The 14,020-nt window shown below is 73.4% G+C and carries 11 protein-coding genes; 5 read left to right on the plus strand and 6 right to left on the minus strand.

What is annotated here, in order from left to right; translation table 11 throughout:
* The first annotated feature begins 26 nt into the window (after positions 1 to 26).
* Both ACZ418_RS33230 and ACZ418_RS33235 read left to right on the plus strand, forming a co-directional pair.
* Entirely contained in the window at positions 27 to 1,700 is a 1,674-nt protein-coding gene (locus tag ACZ418_RS33230) for a PucR family transcriptional regulator (protein ID WP_468370593.1), read from the plus strand.
* Positions 1,701 to 1,867: 167 nt separating this feature from the next.
* Complete coding sequence (locus ACZ418_RS33235; RefSeq protein ID WP_468370595.1) at positions 1,868 to 2,635, plus strand: hypothetical protein; 768 nt, start codon at positions 1,868 to 1,870, stop codon at positions 2,633 to 2,635.
* A 63-nt stretch (positions 2,636 to 2,698) separates the two neighbouring features.
* On the opposite strand, the gene ACZ418_RS33240 is transcribed toward ACZ418_RS33235, so the two are convergent.
* Positions 2,699 to 3,499, minus strand: coding sequence for a GntR family transcriptional regulator (locus ACZ418_RS33240; RefSeq protein ID WP_468370597.1), 801 nt, complete (start codon positions 3,497 to 3,499; stop codon positions 2,699 to 2,701).
* Between the two features lie 669 nt (positions 3,500 to 4,168).
* On the opposite strand from ACZ418_RS33240, the gene ACZ418_RS33245 reads away from it, so the two are divergent.
* Positions 4,169 to 5,218 carry a DUF2637 domain-containing protein gene (locus tag ACZ418_RS33245; protein ID WP_468370600.1) on the plus strand — a complete coding sequence of 350 codons (1,050 nt, stop codon included), beginning with the start codon at positions 4,169 to 4,171 and terminating at the stop codon, positions 5,216 to 5,218.
* A 133-nt stretch (positions 5,219 to 5,351) separates the two neighbouring features.
* Here ACZ418_RS33245 and ACZ418_RS33250 read toward each other — a convergent pair whose 3' ends face one another.
* From ACZ418_RS33250 to ACZ418_RS33265, 4 genes are all read right to left on the minus strand, one after another.
* Entirely contained in the window at positions 5,352 to 5,825 is a 474-nt protein-coding gene (locus ACZ418_RS33250) for an ATP-binding protein (RefSeq protein WP_468370603.1), read from the minus strand.
* Positions 5,826 to 6,124: 299 nt separating this feature from the next.
* A complete protein-coding gene (locus ACZ418_RS33255) occupies positions 6,125 to 7,867 on the minus strand; it encodes a pyruvate dehydrogenase (RefSeq protein ID WP_468370605.1) in 1,743 nt (580 codons plus the stop codon).
* 27 nt (positions 7,868 to 7,894) lie between these two features.
* Positions 7,895 to 9,841 (minus strand): protein phosphatase 2C domain-containing protein, encoded by a 1,947-nt coding sequence (locus ACZ418_RS33260; protein WP_468370607.1) that lies wholly within the window; start codon positions 9,839 to 9,841, stop codon positions 7,895 to 7,897.
* A gap of 245 nt (positions 9,842 to 10,086) precedes the next feature.
* On the minus strand, positions 10,087 to 11,235 hold the full coding sequence (locus tag ACZ418_RS33265; protein WP_468370609.1) for an FAD-dependent oxidoreductase: 1,149 nt from the start codon (positions 11,233 to 11,235) through the stop codon (positions 10,087 to 10,089).
* 237 nt (positions 11,236 to 11,472) lie between these two features.
* On the opposite strand from ACZ418_RS33265, the gene ACZ418_RS33270 reads away from it, so the two are divergent.
* Positions 11,473 to 12,078, plus strand: coding sequence for a TetR/AcrR family transcriptional regulator (locus tag ACZ418_RS33270; protein WP_468370610.1), 606 nt, complete (start codon positions 11,473 to 11,475; stop codon positions 12,076 to 12,078).
* Positions 12,079 to 12,237: 159 nt separating this feature from the next.
* Positions 12,238 to 12,720, plus strand: a complete 483-nt coding sequence (locus ACZ418_RS33275; RefSeq protein ID WP_468370611.1) for a DUF456 domain-containing protein — start codon at positions 12,238 to 12,240, stop codon at positions 12,718 to 12,720.
* A gap of 75 nt (positions 12,721 to 12,795) precedes the next feature.
* Here ACZ418_RS33275 and ACZ418_RS33280 read toward each other — a convergent pair whose 3' ends face one another.
* Positions 12,796 to 13,983: an SGNH/GDSL hydrolase family protein gene (locus ACZ418_RS33280; protein WP_468370613.1), complete on the minus strand. Its 1,188-nt coding sequence runs from the start codon at positions 13,981 to 13,983 to the stop codon at positions 12,796 to 12,798.
* Between the last annotated feature and the right edge of the window lie 37 nt (positions 13,984 to 14,020).

Here is a 14,020-nt window from a genome sequence, read left to right on the forward strand (position 1 = left end):
TCGAGACATAGAACGGCGGCGACGAGATGCGGCTGCGCGCACTTCTGGACACCGATGCGCTGGGCCTGCGGCTGCTCGGCGGCGAGGAGGAACTGGACCGTACGGTGCGCGGGGTCATGACCACGGACCTGCGCGACCCGAGCCGCTACCTCTCCGGGGGCGAGCTGGTGCTGACCGGCCTGGCCTGGCGCCGGGACGCGGCCGACTCCGAGCCGTTCGTACGGATCCTGGTGCAGGCCGGGGTGGCGGCGCTGGCCGCCGGTGAGGCGGAGCTGGGCGATGTGCCGGACGACCTGGTGCTGGCCTGCGCCAGGCACCGGCTGCCGCTGTTCGCGGTGCACGAGTCGGTGGCCTTCGCCACGATCACCGAGCACGTCGTACGGCAGGTCTCCGGCGAGCGCGCCGGCGACCTGGCGGCCGTGGTCGACCGGCACCGGCGGATGATGACCTCGGGCCCGGCGGGCGGCGGCCCGGACGTGGTCCTGGACCTGCTCGGCACCGACCTGGACCTGCGCGCCTGGGTGCTCGCCCCGACCGGCCGGCTGATCGCGGGCTCCAAAGTCGCGGGGCCGGCGCTGCCCGCCGACACCTGCGCCAAGCTCGCCGCCGAACACCTGGCGGCCACCCGCACCGGCCGCCGCGGCCCGCACCGCGTCCTGCTCGGCGGCAGCACCTACTCCCTCTTCCCGATCCGCTCCTCCGGCCGCTCCCCGCAGGCCGCCCGCGATGTGCGCGAGTCGGTGCTGTCGGACTGGCTGCTGGCCGTCGAGGCGGACGCCGGCGACTGGCCCGAGGAGCGGCTGGACCTGCTGCAGGGCGTCACCCAGCTGATCTCGGTCGAGCGGGACCGCCGGGACGCGGCCCGCACGGTGCGGCGCCGGCTCGCCCAGGAGGTGCTGGAGCTGGTCCAGACGGGCGCCGCACCGGCCGAGATCGCGGCCCGCCTGAGGGTGGCCGCCCCGGTGCTGCTGCCCGGGCTCGGCGCGGCCCCGCACTGGCAGGTCGTGGTGGCCCGCGTGGAGTGGGACGGCGGCGAGGTCGAGGGCGGCCCGGTCGCCCAGTCGCTCCTGGAGGAAGTGCTGGTCGACCCGCAGGCGACCGGCCCGGAGCCGTCCGACCGGATCGCCGTCGCGCACACCGGCGACGAGGCCATCGCCCTGGTGCCGCTGCCGGCCGTCTCCGCCGAGCACGACGGCTCGGAGACCGGGCTGCTGGCCGACTCCCTGCTGCAGTCGGTGCGGGAGACGCTCTCGGCGGGCCTGAACGACGACGGGCGGCTCACGCTCGGCGTCAGCGCGGCCGTGCACTCCGCGGAGGGGCTGCGCGGGGCCCTGGAGGAGGCCCGGCACGCCCGCCGGGTGGCGGCCGCCCGCCCGGGCCGGGTCTGCGCTGCGGGGCACCAGGAGCTGGCGTCGCACGTCCTGCTGCTCCCCTTCGTGCCCGACGACGTCCGCCGCGCCTTCACCGCGCGCCTGCTGGACCCGCTGACGGACTACGACCGCCGCCATCGGGCCGAGCTGATCCCGACCCTGGAGGCGTTCCTGGACTGCGACGGCTCCTGGACGCGCTGCGCCACCCGGCTCCACCTGCACGTCAACACGCTGCGCTACCGGGTTGGCCGGATCGAGCAGTTGACGGGACGGGACCTGTCGCGCCTGGAGGACAAGCTCGACTTCTTCCTCGCGCTGCGCATGAGCTGAGGCCGGCGGGGGCGCGCGGCGGCCAAACCCGGTCACGCCCGCGCCCCACGACTTTGTGAAATCTTTCACCCACCCTCTTGGCCCGGCCCGGCGATTGGTGCTGGAATGCCGCCACCACTCAACAGCTCGATGGCGTGCTCGGGGAGGGCAACGTGGCGCATCCCGCCATGTCTGGTAACGGAACGACCGCCGGTGACGATCCGCTCCAGACCGCGGTATGGCGGTTGCGCTCGCGGGCCTGCTGGGCGGACGCGGCGGCCCTGCTGCCGCCGGACACCCCCGCCACGTCCCTGCAGCGGGCCGCGCTGCTGGTCGAACGGTGTCTGTACACCGAGCGGGGCTGGGAGCACGCGGAGGACGCCCTGCGGACGGCGGAGGCGCTCGCGCACACCGACGAGGAGCGGGGGGCCGCCGCCTGTGAGCGCGGCCAACTCGCCTACACGGCAACGCTGCACGGCGTCCGGGACCGCGCGGACGAGGCGCGGGCCGCGCTGGGGCGGGCGGCGGCGCTGATCCCTCCGGGAGCGCCGGGCCGGGCCCTGCTCGACTTCCGCCGGGGCCTGATCGCGGAGAACCTGACCCGTTCCCCGCAGGCGGCGCGGGCCGCGTACCGCCGGGCGCACGCGGGCGCCGCCGCGCATGCGGACCCGCTGCTGCTGTCCTTCACCTGGCGCCACCTCGCCGGACTCGCCCTGCGCGACGGCGAGTTGACCGAGGCGCGGCATGGCTTCGCCGAATCGCTGCGGATCCGCGAGGAGTTGGGCTATCTGGTCGGTACGGCCCCTGCGCTGGCCTCGCTGGCCGACGCGGAGACCGAGCCGGAGGCTTCGCGGTTGCGCGAGGAGGCGCGCCGGTTGTTCCGGCTGCTCGGAGGCGTACCGACGTGGCTGGCCCGGCAGTTGGCGCCGCCGGCTCCGGGGGTGGCTACGGCGTAGTCGCGTCGGCCGTCAAGGCGCCGTAAGCGAACCCACCCGGTCTCCCCGGCGCCGGGCGCCCACTCAGCCCGCGCCCGCGAAGTGCTGCGTGACCAGCCCCCGCACCACATCGACGTCTCCGGCGATCAGCGCGTCCAGCAGAGCCAGGTGCTCGGCCGCGTCGGCGACCAGACAGGCCCGGCCGCGCCGGACCGGTGGCCACTGCGAGCGCCGGTGCAGATCGGATGCGATGCCGACCAGCTGCTCGTTGCCCGACAGGGCGAGCAGGGCGCGGTGGAAGGCGCGGTCGGACTCCGCGTACGTCGCCGGGCAGCCGGTGCCGGCCGCCCGTACCGTCTCCTCGGCGAGCGGACGCAGTTCGGCCCACCGCTCACCCGGCACGGTCCGGGCGAGCCGGAGCATCACCGGCACCTCGATGAGCGCCCGCACCTCCGCCAGCTCGGCCAGTTCCCGCGCCCCCCGCTCGACCACCCGGAACCCACGGTTGGGCACGACCTCGACGGCGCCCTCCAGGGCGAGCTGCTGCATGGCCTCCCGCACGGGCGTGGCCGAGACACCGAACCGCTCACCGAGCACCGGCCCCGAGTAGACCTCGCCGGGCTTCAGCTCCCCGGTCACCAGCGCCGTACGCAGCGCGTCCAGGATCTGCCCGCGCACCGAGGAGCGCTGCACCGCCGGCCGGGGCTCCGGAATCGGCCGCTCACTGTGCGTGTGCTCCCCGCGCGCGGCGGGCACGGCGGTGTGCCGCTCGCGGAAGCTGTCGGGGGCGTCCGCCGGGCGCGGCTGCGCGGGCACCCGGGCGCCACCGGGCGGCGCCCCGCGCGATGTCCCCGCCCCGGCGGAGCCCTGCGCGCTCTGCTTCACGGGTCCCTCCTGGCGGCTTGTCGGCACTTGGGTCATTAACGGTGGGTTGTCACCCGTCCGTCAAGCACCTTAGGCGTCCGAGCCGGTAGTTCAAATTCACCGACCAGTAGCTAAGGTTAGGCTTACCTACAAAGGTCGGCCCGCAGATGCCGCGGGGCTACGGGCACCGGACCCGCCCGGACGCCATCGCGGCGCCCCGGCCGCATGTGACGCACGTCTCGTACGACCACACCGCCGGCCGCATGGCCGTGCGCCGGCCCCTCACGGCTGCCCACCCGGGACCGGACGAGCTGCCGCATGTTCTACACCGTGCACCCCGATCCGGGAACTCGTGGCGAGCGCGGCGGCCTGAGGCCTCCTCAGGGGACCGAGTACGGCCCCGGGTCCACTAAGATCACCGGGGACGGACCGGTCACCGACGGACGGGCCCCGCGGACGAGTGATTCACAACTTCCCCACCTGTCGCGGGAACTTTCCGAGGAACCACCCGTACCGGTAGTCTTATTCGAACTCAACTCCCGCCCCTCATGCGGCAGTTCGAGCAGAACGCCGCCCTGGGCATTCCCTTGCACTTCCTTGGCGGCCTCTTGCCCCGAAACCCCCTGAGGGCCGTCGGGAGTGGGCCACTATGGCGGGCGTTACGCCCTATCCCAATGCAAGGGACCCCTGATGAGACTGACCGACATATCGCTGAACTGGCTCCTACCGGGCGCCGTACTGCTCCTGGGAATGCTGGCGGCGGTGGCGGTGCTCGCGCGCGGCAAGCGCTCCTCCGGGGAGAACGCGAGCGCGGACGACTCGTGGGAGCGCAGCGAGGAGCGCCGCAGGCGCAAGGAGGCCATCTACGGCACGGCCTCCTACGTGCTCCTGTTCTGCTGTGCGGCGGTCGCGGCCGCCCTGTCCTTCCACGGCCTCGTCGGCTTCGGCGAACAGAACCTGGGGCTGACCGACGGCTGGCAGTACCTCGTGCCGTTCGGCCTGGACGGCGCGGCGATGTTCTGCTCCGTCCTCGCGGTGCGCGAGGCCAGCCACGGTGACGCGGCCCTCGGCTCCCGGATACTCGTGTGGATGTTCGCTGCGGCGGCGGCCTGGTTCAACTGGGTGCACGCGCCCCGGGGCGCCGGCCACGCGGGCGCGCCGCAGTTCTTCTCCGGTATGTCACTGTCGGCGGCCGTCCTGTTCGACCGCGCGCTGAAGCAGACCCGCCGGGCCGCGCTGCGCGAGCAGGGCCTGGTGCCGCGTCCGCTGCCGCAGATCCGCATCGTGCGCTGGCTGCGCGCCCCCCGCGAGACCTACCGAGCCTGGTCGCTGATGCTCCTGGAGGGCGTGCGCAGCCTGGACGAGGCGGTCGAGGAGGTCCGCGACGACAAGCGGCAGAAGGAGCAGCAGCGGCAGCGCCGGCGCGAGCAGCAGCGCATCGAGCGCGCCCAGCTGAAGGCCATCAGCCGGGGCCACCGCGGCTTCGTCAACCGGGGCGGACGGCAGGTCGAGGTGGAGGTGCAGGCGGTGGAGCGCGGCCCCGCCCCGGCCACCGCGGAGCCTGCCATATCGACCGCGGAACAGCTGCCCGTACGCGCCCGCCCCTCCCTGCAGCCGGTCCGCAGCGGGTCCGCTGAGCAGGTGACCGTCGACCTCACCGCCGAGGACGACACCATGGCCCTGCCGCGCCTGGACTCCCTGGAGCGCAAACTGAAGGACCTGGAGCAGCAGTTCGGCTAGGACCGCCGCGCAGGGCAGTCCGACCGGAACCACCGCTCATGACGGGCCGGGGGTGTGACCGCACCGGTCGCACCCCCGGCCCGTTTCCCGCTCTGTCCGCACCCATCCGGTGAGCCGGCCTTCCCGCGGAGCGTCACGCAGCCTCGGCGCCCAGTTCGAACCACACCGACTTGCCCACCCCGTGCGGCCGTACGCCCCAGGCGTCCGCCAGGGACTGCACCAGCACCAGACCCCGCCCGTGGGTGTCGTCGTCCGCGTCCGGGCCTCTCAGCTCCGGTCTGCGGGCCAGGAAGTCCCGTACCTCCACGCGCAGTCCGCCCGGCTGCACGACCGCCGTGAGGACCGCGTCGTCGTCGGTGTGGACGAGCGCGTTGGTGACCAGTTCGCTGGTGAGCAGTTCGGCGATCTCCGAACGGCCCGGTTTCCCCCAGTGCCGCAGCAGTTCCCGCAACTCCCGGCGGGCCTCGGGCACCGCCTTCAGATCCGCCCGCCCCAGCCTGCGCCGGAGCCGGTGCGCGTGTTCCGTGATGGTGCCGGCCTCTTCCCCCGCCGTCGCCGAGGAGCCCCCGACGACCGCGGGACCGCCCCCTCGTGCCTGACTCTTCATGACCCCCGCCCGCACGCCGCTGGACCCTGCCCCTCCTGGTCGAACACGTTCACGGGGGATCCTTGCCCAGCACGCACACGGGCAGTCATCACACATGCCCGATGACCGGCGGTTCGGCCACGGCCGTACGGCGTACGGGCCCGCCGCCGGGCCCTGCCGCACCCGGGTGGCCGGCTCCCCGCAGGGCTCTGCGCGCCACGGACGTCCCGGGACGGCAAGGCAGATGCGCCCGGCATCGGCCGTCGGCACCCCGTCACGCGCCGTGAAAGTGGCCGAAATCCACCCCTCCACCTCCGGGTTCAGGGGCGCGGCACGTTACGCAGGTTGGAGCGGGCCATCTGGACCATACGGCCGACACCGCCGTCCAGCACCATCTTGGAGGCGGACAGCGCGAAACCGGTGACCATCTCGGCGCTGATCTTCGGCGGGATGGACAGCGCGTTGGGGTCGGTGACGATGTGCACCAGCGCCGGTCCCTTGTGCCGGAAGGCGTCCTTGAGCGCGCCGGCCAGCTGTTTGGGCTTCTCCACCCGGATCCCGTAGACCCCGCAGGCGCGGGCGACGGCGGCGAAGTCGGGGTTGGTGTTGGCGGTGCCGTAGGAGGGCAGCCCGGACACAAGCATCTCCAGCTCGACCATGCCGAGGGAGGAGTTGTCGAACAGTACGACCTTGACGGGCAGTTCGTACTGTACGAGCGTCAGGAAGTCGCCCATCAGCATGGAGAACCCGCCGTCGCCGGACATCGAGACCACCTGCCGGCGCCGGTCGGTGAACTGGGCGCCGATCGCCATGGGCAGCGCGTTCGCCATCGACCCGTGCGAGAACGAACCGATGATCCGGCGCCGGCCGTTGGGCGAGACGTACCGGGCGGCCCACACATTGCACATGCCGGTGTCGACCGTGAACACGGCGTCGTCGTCAGCGACTTCGTCGAGGACGGCGGCCACGTACTCGGGGTGGATCGGGACGTGCTTGTCGACCTTGCGGGTGTAGGCCTTGACCACGCCCTCCAGCGCGTCGGCGTGTTTCCTCAGCATCCGGTCGAGGAAGCGCCGGTCGGTCTTCTCCCGCACCCGCGGGATCAGGCAGCGCAGCGTCTCGCGCACGTCGCCCCACACGGCGAGGTCGAGGCGGGAGCGGCGGCCGAGCACCTCGGGCCGCACGTCGATCTGGGCGATCCGCACGTCGTCGGGCAGGAAGGCGTTGTAGGGGAAGTCGGTGCCGAGCAGGATCAGCAGGTCGCACTCGTGAGTGGCCTCGTAGGCGGCGCCGTAGCCGAGCAGTCCGCTCATACCGACGTCGTACGGGTTGTCGTACTGGATGAACTCCTTGCCGCGCAACGCGTGCCCCACCGGAGACTTGATCTTCCCGGCGAACTCCATGACCTCCGCATGCGCTCCTGCTGTGCCACTGCCGCAGAAAAGAGTCACTCTCCCTGCCGCGTCGATCATCTCCACGAGCGCGTCGATCTCGGCGTCGCCGGGCCGTACCGTCGGCCGGGAGGCGACGAGGGCGCTCTGCGCGGCCTTCTCCGGGGCCGGCTGGGCTGCGATGTCACCGGGCAGCGCGACGACGCTGACCCCGCTCCGCCCGACCGCGTGCTGGATGGCGGTCTGCAGCAGCCGGGGCATCTGCTTGGGGCTGGAGATCAGCTCGCTGTAGTGGCTGCACTCCTGGAAGAGCCGGTCGGGGTGGGTCTCCTGGAAGTAGCCGAGGCCGATCTCGCTCGACGGGATGTGCGAGGCGAGCGCGAGCACCGGCGCCATGGAGCGGTGCGCGTCGTACAGGCCGTTGATCAGGTGCAGGTTGCCCGGGCCGCAGGAGCCCGCGCAGGCCGCCAGCTTCCCGGTGATCTGCGCCTCGGCGCCGGCCGCGAAGGCGGCGGTCTCCTCGTGGCGTACGTGGATCCAGTCGATGGCGGCGTTGCGGCGGACGGCGTCCACCACCGGGTTGAGGCTGTCCCCGACCACGCCGTAGAGGCGGCGCACACCGGCGCGGACGAGGATGTCGACGAACTGCTCGGCTACGTTCTGTTTGGCCATGCACCCATGGATGCACAGGGAAAACGGTTACGCCTCCCACACGGCCGCCGCCGTACGGTCGTCGGCGTAACCCTTCACCCGCACCTGGGCGTCGGCGAGGAACGCGGCGAGCCCGGGCGGGGTGCGGCCGGACCAGCGGCGGGCCAGGTAGGCGCAGAGGGCGGCCTCGCCGCGCAGCGGATCGGCCAGGCCCGTGGTGCACATCACCAGGGCATCACCCGGGCGGGCTACCGAGGCACGGAACCGGAACGGCGCGCGGGGCGGCTCGGGCGCGGGTTCGTACGGGCTCGGTGGGGTGGGGATGCCGAAGTCCATGGTGAGCCGGTCGCCATCGGGGGTTTCGGCGAACGTTCTCGCCGGCGGCGACCCGAAGCCGACGACCGAGCCGCCCGCGGTGTCGGCGGATGACACCTGTGGCTCGATGTCCTGCCACGCGCCGTCCCGCAGCCGGAACAGGCCGCCGTCGCCGACGCCGAAGAACACGCGGGTACGGCAGTCCGGGTCGGCGGGCACCAGCAGACAGCGCAGGCTCGCCGTGTACTCCTCCGGGTCGATGCCCTGTTCGGCGGCGCTCGCGCGGAGCTTGCCGAGGCTGCGGTCGGTCAGCCGGTGCAGCCCCGACTTCAGGTCGCCGCGCCGGGCCGCGCGGATGTCCTCCACGAGCCGGTGATGGCTGCGGCCCACGGCCCGCCCGATCCACCGGCACGCCTCGGCCGCCGCCAGATGCGCGCCCGGGGTGCCCCGCACTCCGGTCGCCATCGCGACGAGCACCAGCGCCTGCTCCCCCGACCCGAACCGGGCGGTGAGCAGCGAGTCCCGGCGCGGCTCGCCCCGGTACCGCGCCGAGTCCCCGCGCAACGACACGGCCCGCAGCGTGCAGGCCCCGTACCGGGCACCGTCCAGCACGGTGTCCGCGACCAACTCCCCCAGCCCGTCCGGATCGGCGACCGGCAGCGCGGTGGGCTCGGGATCGTAGGTGGGCGGACCGGAGCCGACGTAGTCGACGGCGGAGGGGGGCGGGGGCGAGGAGGCGACGTCGGGCGCGGGCCCCGCAGCGGGAGTTGTGGCTGGGTCGGTCGCGGGAGGCGCGGGCAGCTCGCGCGGGTCAGGGGGCCCGACACGCAGGGATGTCTCCTGCGACCCGGTGGGCGGGACGAGGTCCTCCGGCTGCCGGGGCGAGCCGGGCTCGGCGGACCGGGCGGCGGTGACCGTCGTGCCCGGCGGCGCGGCATGCACCTCCGGGAACGGCAGCCCGGTGCCCGCCGCCGGCAGCGGCAGTTCCTGCGCCGAGCCGTCTCCGGGCGGCGCGGAGGGCGAGGCGGGGGCCGGTGGGATCTGTGGCTCAGGGACGGAGGCAGGTGCCGACTGGGACTGTTCCGGGCGGTCGGGCGCCGGTGCCGTCGGCAGGGAGGGGGCGGGGGGTGGTTGCCGGTCGGACGGTGCCGACGGTGTCGGGGCCGGTTCCGGGGGCCCGGCGGCCGGGAGGAACGTCGACGCGGTCGGGGGTGTGGCCGGCGCAGGCTCCCAGGGGGACCGCTGCCGGGGTGGCGCGCCGGTCACCTTGCCGGGAGCGGGAGGAGGCTCGGCCGGGGTCGCCGGAGCCGGGGGGACGGGCGGCGGGGTGACGGGGTCCTGGGCGGCGCGTTGCGTCGGCACCACGGGCTCCGGGGACTCCGTTTCCCACGCGCCTCCAGCACCTCGGTCCGCGCCCCCGGCACCCCGGTCCGTGCCGCCGTCTTCTCTCCGCGCGTCGCCGTCGCCGTCCCGCCTGCCCGGCGCCGGAGCACGCGGCGGTACGGCCTGACGCGGCGGTGTCGTAGGCGGCAGGCCCGTCACCGTGTGCTTCGCGGAGGCGAAACGGTCGTCCAGGGAATCGGGCGCGCCCGTGGGTCCCGTGTCCTCGGTGGAGTCGTCGTACAGCTGTCCCCACCAGTCGTCCTCAGGACGGGCGGGCCTTCCCCCCTGCTGGCTCATGCCCCTAATTGTCCACCGCACGGGGCGTATGAAAACGGGGCATCAGGAAAATCCGGCGCACCCGGCCCGTCGAACGGCGTGTCGGGTGAGGGAGTGAACAGCCGTACGGGAGGCGGCAGATGGCCGCCGGGCGGCCCCCCAACCGTCACCGCCCTGCCCACCGCCGAGCAGGTGCGCGCCCTCGCCGGGTTCGCCACGGACCAGGTGCAGCAGACCGCAGCAAAGATCCACACCTGGTTTGGGGCTCATGGCACGTTCGTCACCGGCACCCCGTCCTGGGCGAAGTCGGGCAGTTCCTCGGAGATCAGTTCTTCAGCGCCGTTCTCGAGGAGCTGTTGCATCTCGGTGGAGCGGGACAGCATCGTCTTCTCATAGGTACGGACGGCGTTGTCGAGGGTGTCATGGCGGGCGAGGGCGAGAGCCAGTTCGCAGGCGTCCAGCATCGCAAGGTTGACCCCGACGCCGAGCGGGGGCATGAGGTGGGCGGCGTCTCCCAGCAGCGTGACGGTCGGGTTGTGCTCCCAGGTGTGCGGCACCGGCAGAGCGTAGATGGGGCGGTCGACGTAGCGACCTTCGTTGTCGGTCAGCAGGCGGCGCAGGCTCGGTGCCCAGTCACGGTAGTGATCGAGCAGGAGGGCACGGATGCCGTCGGTGTCCTCGATGGTCAGACCGGCCGCGGCGATCCAGTCCGCGGGGGCGCGCTGGATGATGTAGACGCGGATGTGGTCGCCGCTGTTGCGCTGGGCGAACAGGCCCCTGCTGCCGTCGGCCGCTGCGGCTGAGCCCTGGCCGACGAGTTCGGCGATCTCAGGGTGGGCGTTGTCGACGTCGTGGAACCGGGCCTCGAGAAAGCTGACGCCGCTGTACTGGGGGGTGGCTTCGGAGAGGGTGCGGCGGACCTTGGACCAGGCGCCGTCGGCTCCGACGACGAGGTCGGCCTCGACGACGGTGCCGTCGGCGAAGTGCAGTTGGCGGGGGCCGACCGAGGGTCCCCCGACGGAGCGCAGGGTGTGGTCCCAGCGGACGGTGCCGGGTTGCAGCGAGTTCAGCAGGAGGTCGCGCAGCGTGCCTCGGTCGATCTCCGGCTTGAAGCGTTCGCCTCCTTCGGGGATGTGGTGGAAGAGGAGGGCGCCGGCGCTGTCCATCTGCCGCATTTCCTGCCCCTCGGGGCGGGAGAGCCGGAAGAAGTCGTCCAGCAGCCCGGCTTCTCGCAGGGCGATCTGGCCGTTGTCCTGGTGCAGGTCGAGGGTGCCGCCCTGGTTACGGGCGGCCGGGCAGCTCTCCTGGTCGTACACGGTGACGGCGATGCCGTGCAGCTGCAGGATGCGGGCGCAGGTCAGGCCGCCTGGGCCGGCGCCGATGATGGCGATGCGCGGGGTGCGCGGGGTGTTCACGGTGGGTCTCCGTTCGTGCGGGGCGTGTGTGCTGCGGCGCCGTGACTCGGCGTCAGTTCGCGCGGGCGTTCCTGGTGGTGTCGAGCGAGGGCGGGGGCGGCCCGGCCTTCTTGAGCGGGGCTGAAGAGGACGGGGTGGGCGGAGATTCGACGGCCGCCGTCCCAGAAGAGCACACCAGCTCAATAAGTGCAACAGCTCAACTTTTGAACTTGGGCAATCGAAGGGTAGGCTCCCGGTATGACCGACACCGAGACCGGCCCCGCCCCGATGGGGCGCCGCGAGCGCAAGAAGGCCGCCACCCGCCAGGCCATCGCAGACGCCGCACTGCGCCTGTTTCTGGAGCGCGGCTACGACGACGTCGGCATCCGCGAGATCGCCGATGCCGCCGACGTGTCCACCACGACCCTGTTCAAGCACTTCCCGGTCAAGGAGGCCCTCGTCTTCGACGAGGACGCCGATCAGGAGGTCCAGCTGCTCGCCGCCGTACGCCGGCGCCCCGAGGGACAGTCGATTCCCGCCGCGCTGCGCGAGCACGCGCTGCGCCACCGCATGGCCGCAGCCGACGGCGATGCCCGCTTCACCGCCTTCTTCGACCTCGTCAACAGCACGCCAGCCCTGCGCGACTACGCACAGAGCATGTGGCTGCGCCACACAGCCGCCCTGGCCCAGGTCATCGCCGAAGAGAGCGGCCTGCCGGCCGACGATCCCGCCTGCGCCGCCCTGGCCCACTTCGCCCTCCAGGCGCCCCGCGCGGCCCGCGATCACGACGACCCCCGCCAAGCGATCACCCGCGCCTTCGATCTCCTCGAGAACGGCTGGCACACCCTCACCTCCAGCGCATGACCCTCGCCGCCGAGCCCCCTTCGACCGCCGCAGTGGATCACGCAATCCGGTGGTCGTCTCCGGCGTGGAGAACGCGGCGGAGGCGCAGGCGGCCGGGCGTAGGCTCGGCCGACCCGGCACCCACCTGCCTTCTGGTGCCTTCTCCGGCACTCTGGGCAGATGGGAGTGTGGGAACTCCTGCTGGTCGGTGTGGTCGTCGTGCTCGGCCTGTGCGGAGTGCTGGTGCCCGGGGTGCCGGGCTCGTGGCTGGTGTGGGCCGCGGTGCTGTGGTGGGCGCTGACGGATCCGCAGCCGCTGGCCTGGGCGGTCCTGATGGGCGCCACCGCCGTGCTGCTGCTGTCGCTGGCGGTGCGCGCGGCACTGCCCCCGCGCCGGCTCCGCGAGAGCGGCGCCACACCGCGGATGGGGGTGTACGCGGGCGCCGGGGCGTTCCTCGGCTTCGTACTGCTGCCGGTGCTGGGCGCCCTGCCGGGCTTCGTGGCCGGCATCTATCTGCACGAGCGGCTCCGCCTGGGCGGGCACGGCGAGGCGATGGCCGCCCTCCGTACGGCGATGCGCTCGGGCGGCTCCAGTGTGCTGACCGAACTGTTCGCCTGCCTGCTGATCGCGGGGGCGTGGCTGGGGGCGGTGGTGTGGGGCTGAGCGGTCGCCGGGCCACGGCGGGGCGACGGTCGGTGGGAGGGGGGACGGAATGAAGGGCGGAATGGGAGGCGGACTTCACCGCACCGCGCCGAGGGCTCCGCGTACCGTCCTGGCCACCACTGTCATGCCGGTGTCGTTGAAGTGCAGGTGGTCGCCGGGGTCGTAGGCGGGCAGGAGGCGGGTCGGGTCGGTCGGGTCGCGGAGGGCGGCGTCGGCGTCGGCGACCGCGTCGAAGGTGCCGCCGGTGCGGATGAAGGCGTTCACCTGCTGCCGTACGGCCTCGCGGGCGTCCGTGTAGGCGGCGAAGCCCCGGTACGGGGTGAGGGTGACGCCGACGACCCGGATGCCCCGGGCGTGGGCGCGGGCGACGAGGGTGCGGTAGGCGGCGGCGTAGGCGGTGATGTCGTCGGCCGTGGGTGTGCCCTTGATGTCGTTGATGCCCTCGAGGACGACCAGGACCCGTACCCCGGCCCGGTCCAGGGCGTCGGCGTCCAGGCGGGCGAGGGCGCTCGGTCCGGTGCCGTCGCGCAGCAGCCGGTTTCCGGAGAGTCCCGCGTTGAGGACGCCGAGCCGGTCGGCGAGGACCTGTTCGGCGAGCCGGTCGGGCCAGCGGTGGTTGGTGTCGGGGGTGGAACCGTTTCCGTCGGTGAGGGAGTCGCCGAACGCGACGATGCTGCCCGCGGCGGAGCCGAGGACGTCGACGCCGGTGACGTAGTACCAGCGGCTGATGCGGGTGGTGTAGGCGGCGCCGTCCTCGTCGGCGGCCCGGCCCGCGCCGTCGGGGGCGACGTAACTGGTCTGCAGGGCGGTCTGGTGGTAGGTGGCGGGGCCGCTGTCGTCGGGGGTGTACACGGTGACGAGGAGGTCGGCGGCGGCCGGGACGGGCAGCGGCACCGGGTCGGTGACCGTGTCCTGCCCGGGCGGGACGGTGGCGGTCGCGGTGCCGTGGAAGGTGGCGGTGCGCAGGGTGCCGGGCACGGCGTCCGGGCCGGTGCCCTGGCGCAGCGCGACGGTGACCGCGCCGAGCCGCAGGGGCGCGGTGCCGAAACGGTTGCCGAGGCGGATGCGCACGGCCGTACCGCCGACGCTGAGATGGACGACGTTGCGGATCGCGGCGCCGGGCAGTGCGGAAACGGTTCCCGAGGGCGCGGTCTCCCAGCTGCCCGTCCAGGGCGGCGGTGCCGGCTCCGCCACCGCCGACGCCGTCGTGCCGGGCGGCATCGCCAGCAAAAGCACCGCGAGGATCCGTCCGGCCCCGGCCATCTCCGCATCTGCCCTTCCCCGTTGCCCGTCGGAGCAG

It is taken from the genome of Streptomyces sp. NPDC030820 (assembly GCF_055572075.1).

Coding starts and splice junctions, on each gene's coding strand:
- ACZ418_RS33230 (WP_468370593.1), top strand. CDS start 27: ATGCGGCTGCGCGCACTTCTGGACACCGATGCGCTGGGCCTGCGGCTG.
- ACZ418_RS33235 (WP_468370595.1), top strand. CDS start 1,868: ATGTCTGGTAACGGAACGACCGCCGGTGACGATCCGCTCCAGACCGCG.
- ACZ418_RS33245 (WP_468370600.1), top strand. CDS start 4,169: ATGAGACTGACCGACATATCGCTGAACTGGCTCCTACCGGGCGCCGTA.
- ACZ418_RS33250 (WP_468370603.1), bottom strand. CDS start 5,825: ATGAAGAGTCAGGCACGAGGGGGCGGTCCCGCGGTCGTCGGGGGCTCC.
- ACZ418_RS33255 (WP_468370605.1), bottom strand. CDS start 7,867: ATGGCCAAACAGAACGTAGCCGAGCAGTTCGTCGACATCCTCGTCCGC.
- ACZ418_RS33260 (WP_468370607.1), bottom strand. CDS start 9,841: ATGAGCCAGCAGGGGGGAAGGCCCGCCCGTCCTGAGGACGACTGGTGG.
- ACZ418_RS33270 (WP_468370610.1), top strand. CDS start 11,473: ATGACCGACACCGAGACCGGCCCCGCCCCGATGGGGCGCCGCGAGCGC.
- ACZ418_RS33275 (WP_468370611.1), top strand. CDS start 12,238: ATGGGAGTGTGGGAACTCCTGCTGGTCGGTGTGGTCGTCGTGCTCGGC.
- ACZ418_RS33280 (WP_468370613.1), bottom strand. CDS start 13,983: ATGGCCGGGGCCGGACGGATCCTCGCGGTGCTTTTGCTGGCGATGCCG.